This is a genomic window from Citrobacter sp. RHBSTW-01013, assembly GCF_013781985.1.
Classification (GTDB): Bacteria; Pseudomonadota; Gammaproteobacteria; order Enterobacterales; family Enterobacteriaceae; genus Citrobacter; species Citrobacter braakii.
In genome coordinates, this window is the sequence record NZ_CP056185.1 from 5,051,951 (window position 1) to 5,065,695 (window position 13,745).

Genomic DNA, 13,745 nt, shown 5'->3' on the forward strand with positions numbered 1-13,745 from the left:
TCGCGGGCATATGGAGAATAATAATGAGTCAGACTTCCTCTAATCCGGCAACCCTACGCTTGCCGTTCAAAGAAAAACTCGCCTATGGGATGGGTGATTTAGGCTCCAATATCCTGCTGGATATTGGTACGCTCTATTTACTCAAGTTTTATACCGATGTCCTTGGTTTACCAGGAACTTATGGCGGTATCATTTTCCTCATCGCCAAGTTTTTTACCGCGTTTACCGATATGGGCACTGGGATTATGCTTGATTCCCGCCGCAAAATCGGCCCGAAGGGAAAATTCCGTCCGTTCGTTCTTTATGCCGCATTTCCGGTTACCTTGCTGGCGATTGCAAACTTTGTCGGTACTCCGTTTGAAGTAACCGGTAAAACGGTCATGGCAACGGTGCTGTTTATGCTGTACGGATTGTTTTTCAGCATGATGAACTGCTCTTATGGTGCGATGGTTCCCGCGATTACGAAAAATCCTGACGAACGCGCGTCGCTTGCCGCCTGGCGGCAAGGTGGCGCAACCCTTGGTCTGTTGCTGTGTACCGTCGGCTTTGTTCCCGTAATGAACCTGATCGAAGGCAACTCGCAGCTGGGTTATATCTTCGCCGCCACGTTGTTTTCTCTGTTTGGCCTGCTGTTTATGTGGCTCTGCTATGCCGGGGTAAAAGAACGCTACGTGGAAGTGAAACCCGTTGATGCCGCGCAAAAACCGGGATTGCTGCAATCCTTTCGCGCCATCGCCGGTAACCGCCCGCTGTTTATTCTGTGCATTGCCAACCTTTGCACGCTTGGCGCGTTTAACGTCAAGCTGGCAATACAGGTCTACTACACCCAGTACGTTCTTAATGACCCGATCCTCCTTTCCTGGATGGGCTTTTTTAGCATGGGTTGTATCTTCATCGGCGTCTTCCTAATGCCTGGCATGGTCAGACGTTTCGGCAAGAAAAAAGTCTACATCGGCGGTTTGCTGATTTGGGTGGCGGGCGATCTGCTTAATTACTTCTTTGGCGGCGGCTCCGTCAGTTTTGTCGCGTTCTCTTGTCTGGCGTTCTTCGGCTCGGCATTCGTCAACAGCCTGAACTGGGCGCTGGTCTCCGATACCGTGGAATATGGCGAATGGCGTACCGGCGTACGCTCTGAAGGTACGGTATACACCGGTTTCACCTTCTTCCGTAAAGTGTCACAAGCGCTGGCAGGATTCTTCCCGGGCTGGATGCTGACACAAATCGGCTACGTCCCCAATGTGGTGCAATCTGCAAGTACGGTCGAAGGATTGCGTCAGTTGATCTTTATTTATCCTTGCGCCTTGGCGGTGATCACCATTGTAGCTATGGGCTGTTTCTACAACCTTAACGAGAAGATGTATGTCCGCATCGTTGAAGAGATAGAAGCGCGTAAACAACCCGTTTGATAATAATAATGAATAGCGCTCTACGGGGCGCTATTGAGGAGCGATTATGTCTTTTCATGATCCGCTAACGCTAAAACTGAGCCTGCGTGAAAAATTCGCCTACGGAGTGGGTGACTTCGGCTCAAATTTGATGCTGTGTATCGGTACGCTGTATCTGCTTAAATTTTATACCGATGAACTAGGGATGCCGGCGTATTACGGTGGGATTATCTTTTTGGTGGCGAAGTTCTTCACCGCTTTCACTGATATGTTGACCGGTGTGTTGCTGGACTCAAGGCGTAATATTGGCGCAAAAGGGAAATTCAGGCCCTTTATTTTGTATGCATCATTTCCTGTCGCTGTCGTTGCCAGCGCGCAGTTTTTAGCGACAGATTTTACGCTAACGGTGAAAACCGGACTGGCGACAGTGTTGTTTATGCTGTTCGGGCTGTTCTATAGCCTGATGAACTGCTCCTACGGCGCGATGGTGCCCGCGATCACGAAAAACCCGCATGAACGAGCTCAGCTCGCCGCCTGGCGTCAGGGCGGCGCTACCGTAGGCCTGTTACTGTGTACTGTTGGCTTTATGCCTATTCAGGCGCTATTTGTTAGTTCACCTTCGCTGGGTTATCTGATTGCCGCACTGATCTTCTCCGTCTGCGGACTGTTCAGTATGTGGTGGTGCTTTAGCGGTGTGAAGGAACGCTATATCGAAATCGTGCCGGATCACCATAAGCCCAGCATTCTCAAGTCGTTCTGCGCCATTTTCCGTAACCCTCCACTGCTGGTGCTGTGTGTCGCCAATCTGTGCACGTTGGCGGCATTCAACATCAAGCTGGCGATCCAGGTGTATTACACCCAGTACGTGCTCAACGATATTCATCTGCTGTCGTGGATGGGTTTCTTCAGCATGGGATGCATTCTGGTTGGGGTACTGCTGGTTCCCACAGCTGTAAAACGCTTCGGTAAAAAGCAGGTTTACCTCGGTGGCCTGGCGCTATGGGCTATCGGTGATGTGCTGAACTTTTTCTGGGGCAGTACGTCATTTTTATTCGTCACGTTCTCTTGCATGGCCTTCTTCGGAACCGCTTTTGTTAACAGTCTAAACTGGGCACTGGTTCCGGATACGGTCGATTATGGCGAATGGAAAACGGGGATCCGTGCGGAAGGTTCGGTGTATACGGGTTATACCTTTTCTCGCAAAATTTCTGCTGCGCTCGCAGGCTTCCTGCCGGGCATCATGCTGACGCAAATCGGTTATATCCCCAACATAGTCCAGCGCGATGCCACACTGCTTGGTTTACGTCAGCTTATTTTCCTCTGGCCTTGCGGACTTGCAATTATTGCAGCACTCACGATGGGCTGGTGATGCTGCCAACTTACTGATTTAGTGTATGATGGTGTTTTTGAGGTGCTCCAGTGGCTTCTGTTTCTATCAGCTGTCCCTCCTGTTCAGCTACTGACGGGGTGGTGCGTAACGGCAAAAGCACCGCCGGACATCAGCGCTATCTCTGCTCTCACTGCCGTAAAACATGGCAACTGCAGTTCACTTACACCGCTTCTCAACCCGGTACGCACCAGAAAATCATTGATATGGCCATGAATGGCGTTGGATGCCGGGCAACTGCCCGCATTATGGGCGTTGGCCTCAACACGATTTTACGTCACTTAAAAAACTCAGGCCGCAGTCGGTAACCTCGCGCATACAGCCGGGCAGTGACGTCATCGTCTGCGCGGAAATGGACGAACAGTGGGGCTATGTCGGGGCTAAATCGCGCCAGCGCTGGCTGTTTTACGCGTATGACAGGCTCCGGAAGACGGTTGTTGCGCACGTATTCGGTGAACGCACTATGGCGACGCTGGGGCGTCTTATGAGCCTGCTGTCACCCTTTGACGTGGTGATATGGATGACGGATGGCTGGCCGCTGTATGAATCCCGCCTGAAGGGAAAGCTGCACGTAATCAGCAAGCGATATACGCAGCGAATTGAGCGGCATAACCTGAATCTGAGGCAGCACCTGGCACGGCTGGGACGGAAGTCGCTGTCGTTCTCAAAATCGGTGGAGCTGCATGACAAAGTCATCGGGCATTATCTGAACATAAAACACTATCAATAAGTTGGAGTCATTACCGAACACTGGTTACCCTACCTTGAATTACGCTGGTTAGATCGCAATGTTGAACCCTATCATCGCGAACAAAACCAGATTCGTGTTGGGGCAAAGTATTTCTTCTAATTCTCCTGATGATAAAAAAAGCCGCTGAAATCAGCGGCTTTTTTATGCTTACCTGAGAAAGAGCGTTAATTACTCTTCTTTCGCGCCACGCATTGCACGGCGACGATCGTTTTCAGTCAGGTGACGCTTACGGATACGGATAGAGGTTGGGGTAACTTCTACCAGTTCGTCGTCATCGATGAATTCCAGAGCCTGCTCCAGAGTCATCTTAACCGGCGGAACCAGAACCGTTGCTTCGTCAGTACCGGACGCACGCATGTTGGTCAGTTTCTTACCGGTCAGGCAGTTTACAGTCAGGTCGTTAGAGCGGCTGTGAATACCGATGATCTGGCCTTCGTAAACTTCAGCACCGTGACCCAGGAACAGCTTACCGCGGTCCTGCAGGCTGAACAGTGCGAACGCAACTGCTTTACCCTGGCCATTGGAGATCAGTACGCCGTTCTGACGCTGACCCACATCACCCGCACGAACATCGTCGTAGTGGCTGAAGGTGGAGTACAGCAGACCGGTACCGGAAGTCATGGTCATGAATTCTGAACGGAAGCCGATCAGACCACGGCTTGGGATCACGTAGTCAAGACGTACGCGGCCTTTGCCATCTGGATTCATGTTTTTCAGGTCGCCTTTACGCTCACCCAGAGCCTGCATGACAGAACCCTGATGCTGCTCTTCTACGTCCAGCGTTACGTTTTCGAACGGCTCTTGTTTACGGCCGTCGATTTCGCGGAAGATTACTTTCGGACGGGAAACCGCCATTTCGAAACCTTCACGACGCATGTTCTCGATCAGAACAGACAGGTGCAGCTCACCACGACCAGATACACGGAACGCATCCGCATCTTCGGTTTCTTCGACGCGCAGCGCAACGTTGTGCACCAGCTCTTTGTTCAGGCGGTCAAGGATCTGACGAGAGGTAACATATTTACCTTCTTTACCACAGAACGGGGAGGTGTTTACGCAGAAGAACATGGTTACGGTCGGTTCATCAACGGACAGAGCCGGCAGCGCTTCGACGTTCTGCGGATCGCAGATGGTGTCGGAGATGTTCAGTTCGCCCAGACCGGTGATCGCGATGATATCGCCCGCTTCGGCAATATCACTCTCGATACGTTCCAGACCCAGATGGGTCAGAACTTTACCGACTTTACCGTTACGGGTTTTGCCTTCGCTATCAATGATAGTGATCTGCTGGTTCGGTTTAACTTTACCGCGTTTGATACGGCCGATGCCGATTACGCCAACGTAGTTGTTGTAGTCCAGCTGAGAGATTTGCATCTGCAGCGGGCCATCAAGGTCTACGCTTGGAGCCGGAACACGATCAACGATGGTCTGATACAGCGGAGTCATGTCTTCAGCCATATCTTCGTGATCCAGACCTGCGATACCGTTCAGCGCGGAAGCGTAAACGATCGGGAAGTCCAGCTGCTCGTCGGTAGCGTCGAGGTTAACGAACAGGTCAAATACCTGATCAACAACCCAGTCAGGACGCGCGCCAGGGCGGTCAACTTTGTTGATAACAACAATTGGCTTCAGGCCATGGGCAAAGGCTTTTTTGGTCACGAAGCGCGTCTGCGGCATCGGACCATCCATTGCATCCACCACCAGCAGCACGGAGTCGACCATGGACATTACACGTTCAACTTCACCACCGAAGTCGGCGTGCCCTGGGGTATCAACGATGTTGATACGGTAGTCATTCCATTTGATAGCGGTGTTTTTAGCGAGGATGGTAATCCCACGCTCTTTCTCCAAATCGTTGGAGTCCATCACGCGCTCTTGGGTTTCAGCACGTGCATCGAACGTACCGGATTGTTGGAGCAGCTTGTCTACCAGGGTCGTTTTACCATGGTCTACGTGCGCGATGATGGCGATGTTACGCAAATTTTCGATCACAACTTTGCCTCAGGCATTTTAGAAATAGCGCGTTATTGTACACGGATTAATCGCAGTACAAAACAGGATCACAAACATCCTCCGCAAACAAGTATTGCAGAGTTTCTTTGTGATCACATTCACGGAGCGTTAAAAGGGGTAATCTGACATGCTTTGCACCAATATGGTGCTTAATGTTCACATTAAAGCACTATAATGGTGCAATACAACCTTCATGGTGCAGCCCCTTTGCACGATAGTGCGCATGATAACGCCTTTTAGGGGCAATTTAAAAGTTGGCACAGATTTCGCTTTATATTTTTTACGGCGACACGGCCAATTTTTTGCAGAATTGAAGACTTCGTTACCACGACGACCATGACCAATCCGGGAGAGTAAGTATGTCCGCTGAACACGTTTTGACGATGCTGAACGAACACGAAGTGAAGTTTGTTGATTTACGCTTCACTGATACCAAAGGTAAAGAACAGCACGTCACTATTCCTGCTCATCAGGTAAATGCCGAATTCTTTGAAGAAGGCAAAATGTTTGACGGCTCCTCAATCGGTGGCTGGAAAGGCATTAACGAATCAGACATGGTTCTGATGCCAGATGCGTCTACTGCACTCATCGACCCGTTCTATGAAGAGTCCACCCTGATCATCCGTTGCGATATCCTGGAACCAGGTACGCTGCAGGGCTACGACCGCGACCCGCGCTCCATCGCTAAACGCGCTGAAGAGTATCTGCGTTCTACCGGCATCGCAGACACCGTTCTGTTCGGGCCTGAGCCAGAGTTCTTCCTGTTTGACGACATCCGTTTCGGCGCGTCCATTTCCGGTTCCCACGTGGCTATCGATGACATCGAAGGCGCATGGAACTCCTCCACCAAATACGAAGGTGGTAACAAAGGTCACCGTCCTGGCGTGAAAGGCGGTTACTTCCCAGTTCCTCCGGTAGATTCTTCTCAGGACATCCGTTCTACCATGTGTCTGATCATGGAAGAAATGGGCCTGGTTGTTGAAGCGCATCACCACGAAGTGGCGACCGCAGGTCAGAACGAAATCGCGACCCGCTTTAACACCATGACCAAAAAAGCGGACGAAATTCAGATCTACAAATATGTGGTTCACAACGTCGCTCACCGTTTCGGTAAAACCGCGACCTTTATGCCAAAACCTATGTTTGGCGATAACGGTTCCGGTATGCACTGCCACATGTCTCTGTCCAAGAACGGCGTAAACCTGTTCTCTGGCGACAAATATGCGGGTCTGTCTGAGCAGGCGCTGTTCTACATCGGCGGCGTTATCAAACACGCTAAAGCGATCAACGCCCTGGCTAACCCAACCACCAACTCTTACAAGCGTCTGGTCCCAGGCTACGAAGCGCCGGTAATGCTGGCTTACTCTGCCCGTAACCGTTCTGCTTCTATCCGTATTCCGGTAGTGGCTTCTCCGAAAGCGCGTCGTATCGAAGTGCGTTTCCCGGACCCGGCTGCTAACCCGTACCTGTGCTTCGCAGCACTGCTGATGGCGGGTCTTGACGGTATTAAGAACAAGATCCACCCGGGCGAAGCCATGGATAAAAACCTGTACGACCTGCCGCCGGAAGAAGCGAAAGAGATCCCACAGGTTGCTGGTTCTCTGGAAGAAGCACTGAAAGAACTGGATCTGGACCGCGAGTTCCTGACTGCAGGCGGCGTGTTCACCAATGAAGCGATCGATGCGTACATTACGCTGCGTCGCGAAGAAGATGACCGCGTGCGTATGACTCCGCACCCGGTAGAGTTTGAGCTGTACTACAGCGTTTAATTAGTACCAATACTCCGTAGATTTCTTGTTGCGACCCACGCGGCTGTAGCAAGAAAAATATAGAGTCTTTAAGTTGCCGTGGAACTTTTAGCCCATCCCAGGATGGGCTTTTTTCTCCACTAACAACCTGCTTCCTCGCGCTTTTTTGATGTAAAAAGCTATAATGCACTAAATTGGTGCAACACTTTTCAGGAGACTGCTGAATGGCAACCGGCACGCTGCCCGATGCTGGGCAGATCCTCAATTCTTTAATCAACAGCATCTTACTCGTCGACGATGAGCTGGCGGTACATTACGCCAACCCGGCGGCACAACAGTTGCTCGCCCAAAGCTCCCGCAAACTGTTTGGTACCCCACTTCCCGATCTGTTGAGTTATTTCTCCTTAAACATCGGGCTGATGCGAGAGAGCCTGGAAGCAGGCCAGGGCTTTACGGATAACGAAGTGACGCTGGTGATAGATAGCCACTCACACATCCTCTCTGTGACCGCTCAGAGGCTGCCTGATGGCCTTATCCTGCTGGAGATGGCGCCAATGGATAACCAGCGCCGTCTGAGCCAGGAACAGCTCCAGCACGCCCAGCAGATTGCTGCCCGCGATCTGGTGCGCGGCCTGGCGCACGAAATTAAAAACCCGCTGGGTGGATTACGCGGCGCGGCGCAACTGCTCAGTAAAGCGCTTCCGGACCCGGCGCTGACCGAATATACCAAAGTCATTATTGAGCAGGCCGACCGCCTGCGTAATCTGGTCGACCGTTTACTGGGACCGCAACAGCCGGGAATGCACGTCACAGAAAGTATTCACAAAGTGGCGGAGCGCGTGGTGGCGCTGGTCTCGATGGAGCTGCCGGAAAACATCACGCTGATTCGTGATTACGACCCGAGTCTGCCTGAATTACTGCACGACCCGGACCAGATCGAGCAGGTTTTGCTGAACATCGTGCGCAATGCTTTGCAGGCGCTGGGACCGGAAGGCGGCGAGATTATTCTGCGTACCCGCACCGCGTTTCAGCTCACGCTGCACGGTATGCGTTATCGTCTGGCGGCGCGGATTGATGTTGAGGATAACGGTCCGGGAATTCCCTCGCATTTGCAGGACACGCTGTTCTACCCAATGGTCAGCGGTCGCGAAGGCGGTACCGGCCTTGGATTATCCATCGCCCGTAATTTGATTGATCAACATTCCGGCAAAATTGAATTTACCAGTTGGCCGGGTCATACCGAGTTCTCGGTTTACCTGCCTATCAGGAAATAAAGGTGACGTTTATGCAACGAGGAATAGTCTGGGTAGTTGATGACGATAGTTCCATCCGTTGGGTGCTTGAACGTGCGCTCGCAGGGGCAGGACTAAGCTGCACTACATTTGAGAGTGGTAAAGAGGTACTGGACGCGCTGGCCAGCAAAACGCCGGACGTACTGCTGTCGGATATCCGCATGCCGGGCATGGACGGCCTGACGCTGTTAAAACAGATCAAACAGCGGCATCCGATGCTTCCGGTCATCATAATGACTGCACACTCCGATCTGGATGCTGCCGTCAGCGCCTACCAGCAAGGGGCGTTTGATTATCTGCCCAAACCTTTTGATATTGATGAAGCCGTGGCGCTGGTCGAACGCGCCATCAGCCATTATCAGGAACAGCAGCAGCCGCGTAATGTTCAGATCAACGGCCCAACAACCGACATCATCGGCGAAGCACCGGCAATGCAAGACGTCTTTCGCATTATTGGTCGCCTGTCCCGTTCTTCAATCAGCGTATTGATTAACGGAGAGTCCGGGACCGGTAAAGAGCTGGTCGCCCATGCGTTGCACCGTCATAGCCCGCGCGTCAAAGCACCGTTTATCGCGCTGAACATGGCTGCTATTCCGAAAGATTTGATCGAGTCAGAGCTGTTTGGCCATGAAAAAGGGGCGTTTACCGGGGCGAATACGATTCGTCAGGGGCGCTTTGAACAGGCAGACGGCGGCACGCTGTTCCTCGATGAAATTGGCGATATGCCGCTGGACGTGCAGACGCGTTTATTGCGCGTATTAGCCGATGGACAGTTTTACCGCGTTGGCGGTTATGCGCCTGTGAAGGTGGACGTACGTATTATCGCCGCCACGCACCAGAACCTGGAACTGCGGGTGCAGGAAGGCAAATTCCGTGAGGACTTATTCCATCGCCTGAACGTCATCCGGGTACATCTGCCGCCACTGCGCGAACGTCGGGAAGATATCCCACGCCTGGCGCGTCATTTCCTGCAGGAGGCCGCCCGCGAACTGGGAGTAGAAGCCAAGCAATTACACACTGAAACCGAGGCGGCGCTCACCCGTCTGTCATGGCCGGGAAACGTGCGTCAGCTTGAGAATACCTGTCGCTGGTTAACCGTAATGGCCGCCGGACAGGAAGTACTCATTCAGGACTTACCGACCGAACTGTTTGAAACCACCGTGCCTGACGCACCGTCCCATATGCAGCCAGACAGCTGGGCAACCCTGTTGGCACAGTGGGCGGATCGGGCATTACGTTCCGGTCATCAAAACCTGCTTTCAGAGGCTCAACCGGAGATGGAGCGCACGCTGTTGACCACCGCGCTACGCCATACCCAGGGGCATAAACAGGAAGCGGCACGGCTGCTCGGTTGGGGCCGTAATACCTTGACGCGAAAGTTAAAAGAACTCGGAATGGAGTGACGATCGGTCACTGTGTAAAGATTGATAATTGAGCGCAAATTGCTGCTATTTTGCGCTTTACTGTTCCGATGAGTTAAGTATGATCGTGCCCGGCAAACGGGGGGAAGTCATCATGCTGGAATCAATGATAAATCTGCTATCGAGCGGTGCGGTTGAAAGCCATACGCCACAAACTGCGGTTGCCGCCGTGCTGTGTGCGGCGCTGGTTGGGCTGTTCAGCTAGCGGGTTTGTCGGGTGGCGCTTCGCTTACCCGACCTACGTATTGAGATTTCGTAGGCCCGGTAAGCGAAGCGCCACCGGGCAACCCGGCTAAATAACGCGCGAGAACTGCTGCAAACGCGCTTTTTGGCGCAGATATGCATCGAAGCACATGCAAATATTACGAATCAGCAGACGCCCCTTCGGCGTAACCTGAATCCCCTTCTCATCCACATCCACCAGCCCATCTTTCGCCAGCGGTGCCAGCAGCTTCAGGTCTTCGGCAAAATAGTCAGCGAAGTTCAGATCCCATTGTTGTTCCACGGCGGCATAGTCGAGGCGGAAATTGCAGATCAGGAGCTTAATAACATCCCGACGAATGCAGTCGTCGCGGGTCAGGGCAATTCCGCGCCACAGCGCATTCCCCTGCTCGTCTACCTGCTGGTAATAGTGCTTCAGCTCTTTCTGATTCTGCGCGTAGTTGTCGCCAATCATACTGATGGCCGATACGCCCATCCCCAGCAGATCGGTATCCCCCTGGGTGGTATAGCCCTGGAAATTGCGATGCAAAACGCCCTCGCGTTGAGCAATGGCCAGTTCGTCATCCGGGCGGGCAAAGTGATCCATGCCAATGAACTGATAGCCAGTTTCGGTCAGTGAAGAGATGGTCTCCTGCAGGATATCCAGCTTCTGCTGCGCGCTGGGCAGGTCGGCATCTTTAATCTTGCGCTGGGCAGCAAACAGCGTCGGCAGGTGCGCGTAGTTAAAGACGCTCAGACGGTCTGGATTCAGCTCAGCCACGCGTTTCAGGGTAAAGGCGAAGCTCTCTGGCGTCTGTTTTGGCAGGCCATAAATCAGATCGATATTCGTTGAGGTAAAGCCAATCTCCCGCGCATGATTCAGCAGCGCAAAGATAAACTCCTCATCCTGCTCACGGTTCACCAGGCGCTGGACTTCTTTGTTGAAGTCCTGCACTCCCATGCTCAAACGGTTAAAACCTTCAGCGCGTAAATGATCAAGGACATCCAGCTCGATTTCACGCGGATCCACTTCGATCGAGATTTCGGCGTCGTCGTTAAAGTTGAAATTGCCACGCAGCAGTGACATCAAACGGCTGATTTGCGCTTTATTCAGATACGTTGGCGTGCCGCCGCCCCAGTGCAGCTGGCTGACATGGCGTCCGGCGAACAGCGGTGCGCGATGGATAATTTCTTGTTCCAGGGCATCGAGATATTGATCTGCTTTATGCTGCTGGCGAGTCACAATCTTGTTGCAGCCACAGAAGTAGCACAGTTTGTGGCAGAACGGGATGTGAACGTACAGCGAGAGCGGACGCTCAGGATAACGCGCCACGGCCTTTAGAAATGCTTCTGTGCCGTAGTCTTCAGAAAACTCCAGCGCGGTCGGGTACGAGGTATATCGTGGCCCGGAATAATTATATTTCTGGATCAGGGCCAGGTCCCAGTCTATTAACTGCTCTGACATGCTCACTCCTTCCGATGGCGTCTCTGGCGGGTACGGCGTACCGGCTTAACCCCAGTGCGGGTGATAAGCCGGTTGCGCAGCCACTTCTGTCGCCGCGACAACCGCTGTAGTTTAACGAATAACCACACCAGATAACATATAACCGGAAGGGTTATAAGCAGGACGGGAAGACCCACGGTGTAAAACCGTTAGTTGCCGCCTTTCAGCAGACGCATCATGTCTTCCTGCTTTTCTTCCTCTTCCTCTTCTTCCTCGTCATCGTAAGAAAGACCCAGCTTTTGCATCAGCTCATCGATGCGGTCCAGCTTGGCATCAACCCAGGTCTGATCTTCCGCACTCAGGGTTTCTCCTGCTTCAAGACGCTCCAGCAGCGCATCCAGGCGCTCATCCGTTTCCAGTAAATCCAACTCAGCCTGTGGTGAAAGCATAGGTTTCTCACTCTTCGGTTTGTGCTGTTTGGTGACTTTTTCGGTCACGCCCAATGGAATGGGGTTTTTGCTGCCAATACGAGGATCTTTTTGCTTATTTTGGTTTCCGCCACCAGATGCGCCTTCGCTACCGGACGCACGGCTACCCGCCGCATGACCACGGTGTTTTTTCTGGCGCTTACGGTCGCGAGCTTCCTGATTAATTTCTTCGCGTGTTTTACGACGCGCTTTTGCAGGACCTTTACCGCGTGGTGTAGAAGTTGGTTTCATCATGATTCGTCTTTGGCTGTTTTATTCAGTATATAATTGCGCCGGAATCTAGCAGAAATAAAGAAAAAAGGCGACAGAGTAATCTGTCGCCTTTTTTCCTGACTCTCAACCCTTACGGGCTCTACAATCCTTGTTGGCTATCAACACACCCTGTTTTTCCCTTAGCCTGAAACATTCCGTGTTGTTTCCATTTCCTTTTACTAACGTCTCCAGACGTTTGTCTCCCTGACAATCCTGTGTCTTCGCCTCCTGGCGCTCCTGACCCTCATCCTGAGTCGACTATCCTGTCAGCTTCCTCGCTATGGGCGCTACTTTACCGCTTTGGTTTAAACGTACAAGTAACCTGGGTAACAATTTCGGACTTTAAGAATAGTGCCTTACCTTAACTATATGATTTATTTTAGTTACGTCATTTTTTACTCTGTCATCTCGTATAGAAACTATCGGCAATGTCTCACAAAGTGCGAGGTTTTTACTTACATAGCCTACGCGTCGAAAAACCAGCCTTTTGCTGGGGTTCAGGTATAATCGCTGCAAAGCCCTGATTGATGGAGAGGACTGCTTTGACTAACTTGAATTATCAACAGACGCACTTTGTGATGAGTGCGCCTGATATTCGCCACTTACCTTCCGATACCGGTATCGAAGTGGCTTTTGCTGGCCGTTCCAACGCAGGCAAATCCAGTGCGCTAAATACCCTGACGAATCAAAAGAGTCTGGCGCGTACATCTAAAACGCCGGGTCGTACTCAGCTCATCAACTTGTTTGAAGTCGTTGACGGCAAACGCCTGGTCGATTTGCCAGGATACGGTTATGCCGAAGTTCCGGAAGAGATGAAGCGCAAATGGCAGCGCGCGCTGGCTGAATATCTGGAAAAACGTCAGAGCCTGCAAGGTCTGGTGGTATTGATGGATATTCGTCACCCGCTAAAAGACCTCGACCAGCAGATGATCCTGTGGGCGGTTGAGAGCAACGTTCAGGTTCTGGTACTGCTGACTAAAGCAGACAAGCTGGCCAGCGGTGCGCGCAAAGCCCAGTTGAATATGGTACGTGAAGCCGTACTGGCATTTAACGGTGATGTACAGGTAGAAGCATTTTCATCACTGAAAAAACTGGGCGTGGACAAACTTCGGCAGAAGCTGGATAGCTGGTTTAGTGAACTGGCGCCGATTGAAGAGATGCACGACGGGGAATAACCCACCGATATGCCGGATAGCGCCGCTGCGCGTCTTATCCGGCCTACAGCCTGTGCGAAACTTTTCTTTCGCACAATAAAAAACGCCCCAGTCATTACTGACTGGGGCGGCTAAAATATTCAGCCAAATCCGATTACGTGAAGTAAAAGGTCTGAAAGATAGAACATCTTACCTCTGTACCCTACGTG

The 13,745-nt window shown here is 52.0% G+C and carries 10 protein-coding genes and 3 pseudogenes; 9 read left to right on the forward strand and 4 right to left on the reverse strand.

Annotation, left to right across the window (positions count from 1 at the left end; genetic code table 11):
* Positions 1–23: 23 nt before the first annotated feature.
* From HV350_RS24215 to HV350_RS24230, 4 genes and pseudogenes are all read left to right on the forward strand, one after another.
* On the forward strand, positions 24–1,406 hold the full coding sequence (locus HV350_RS24215; protein WP_016155166.1) for an MFS transporter: 1,383 nt from the start codon (positions 24–26) through the stop codon (positions 1,404–1,406).
* A gap of 46 nt (positions 1,407–1,452) precedes the next feature.
* Positions 1,453–2,751, forward strand: a pseudogene (locus tag HV350_RS24220) (MFS transporter); the annotation flags it as partial.
* A gap of 53 nt (positions 2,752–2,804) precedes the next feature.
* Positions 2,805–3,502 (forward strand): IS1-like element IS1A family transposase gene (locus HV350_RS24225; protein ID WP_103215986.1). Its coding sequence is split into 2 segments (ribosomal slippage): positions 2,805–3,054 and positions 3,054–3,502, totalling 699 coding nucleotides; the frame shifts between segments, so codons are not numbered across the junction.
* A gap of 9 nt (positions 3,503–3,511) precedes the next feature.
* A pseudogene (locus HV350_RS24230) lies at positions 3,512–3,622 on the forward strand (oligogalacturonate-specific porin KdgM family protein); the annotation flags it as partial.
* Between the two features lie 69 nt (positions 3,623–3,691).
* Here the strand turns inward: HV350_RS24230 and typA are convergent.
* Positions 3,692–5,515 (reverse strand): ribosome-dependent GTPase TypA, encoded by a 1,824-nt coding sequence (typA, locus tag HV350_RS24235; RefSeq protein WP_008786988.1) that lies wholly within the window; start codon positions 5,513–5,515, stop codon positions 3,692–3,694.
* A gap of 380 nt (positions 5,516–5,895) precedes the next feature.
* On the opposite strand from typA, the gene glnA reads away from it, so the two are divergent.
* The 4 genes from glnA (at position 5,896) to HV350_RS24255 (ending at position 10,202) form a co-directional block, all read left to right on the forward strand.
* Complete coding sequence (gene glnA / locus HV350_RS24240; protein ID WP_003028638.1) at positions 5,896–7,305, forward strand: glutamate--ammonia ligase; 1,410 nt, start codon at positions 5,896–5,898, stop codon at positions 7,303–7,305.
* Positions 7,306–7,508: 203 nt separating this feature from the next.
* Positions 7,509–8,558: a nitrogen regulation protein NR(II) gene (gene glnL / locus HV350_RS24245; protein WP_131347298.1), complete on the forward strand. Its 1,050-nt coding sequence runs from the start codon at positions 7,509–7,511 to the stop codon at positions 8,556–8,558.
* 11 nt (positions 8,559–8,569) lie between these two features.
* A complete protein-coding gene (gene glnG / locus HV350_RS24250) occupies positions 8,570–9,979 on the forward strand; it encodes a nitrogen regulation protein NR(I) (RefSeq protein ID WP_016155162.1) in 1,410 nt (469 codons plus the stop codon).
* A gap of 112 nt (positions 9,980–10,091) precedes the next feature.
* Positions 10,092–10,202, forward strand: coding sequence for a YshB family small membrane protein (locus tag HV350_RS24255; RefSeq protein WP_003028631.1), 111 nt, complete (start codon positions 10,092–10,094; stop codon positions 10,200–10,202).
* A gap of 87 nt (positions 10,203–10,289) precedes the next feature.
* Here HV350_RS24255 and hemN read toward each other — a convergent pair whose 3' ends face one another.
* The 3 genes and pseudogenes from hemN to HV350_RS24270 all read right to left on the reverse strand — a co-directional run bounded on the left by hemN (position 10,290) and on the right by HV350_RS24270 (position 12,715).
* The gene (hemN, locus tag HV350_RS24260; protein WP_016157864.1) at positions 10,290–11,663 is read right to left on the reverse strand and encodes an oxygen-independent coproporphyrinogen III oxidase; all 1,374 of its coding nucleotides are present in this window, start codon (positions 11,661–11,663) and stop codon (positions 10,290–10,292) included.
* Between the two features lie 188 nt (positions 11,664–11,851).
* Positions 11,852–12,361 (reverse strand): Der GTPase-activating protein YihI, encoded by a 510-nt coding sequence (gene yihI, locus HV350_RS24265; RefSeq protein ID WP_019077947.1) that lies wholly within the window; start codon positions 12,359–12,361, stop codon positions 11,852–11,854.
* 105 nt (positions 12,362–12,466) lie between these two features.
* Positions 12,467–12,715: pseudogene (locus tag HV350_RS24270) on the reverse strand (hypothetical protein).
* Positions 12,716–12,924: 209 nt separating this feature from the next.
* On the opposite strand from HV350_RS24270, the gene yihA reads away from it, so the two are divergent.
* Positions 12,925–13,557, forward strand: coding sequence for a ribosome biogenesis GTP-binding protein YihA/YsxC (yihA, locus tag HV350_RS24275; RefSeq protein WP_075848750.1), 633 nt, complete (start codon positions 12,925–12,927; stop codon positions 13,555–13,557).
* Positions 13,558–13,745 lie beyond the last annotated feature (188 nt).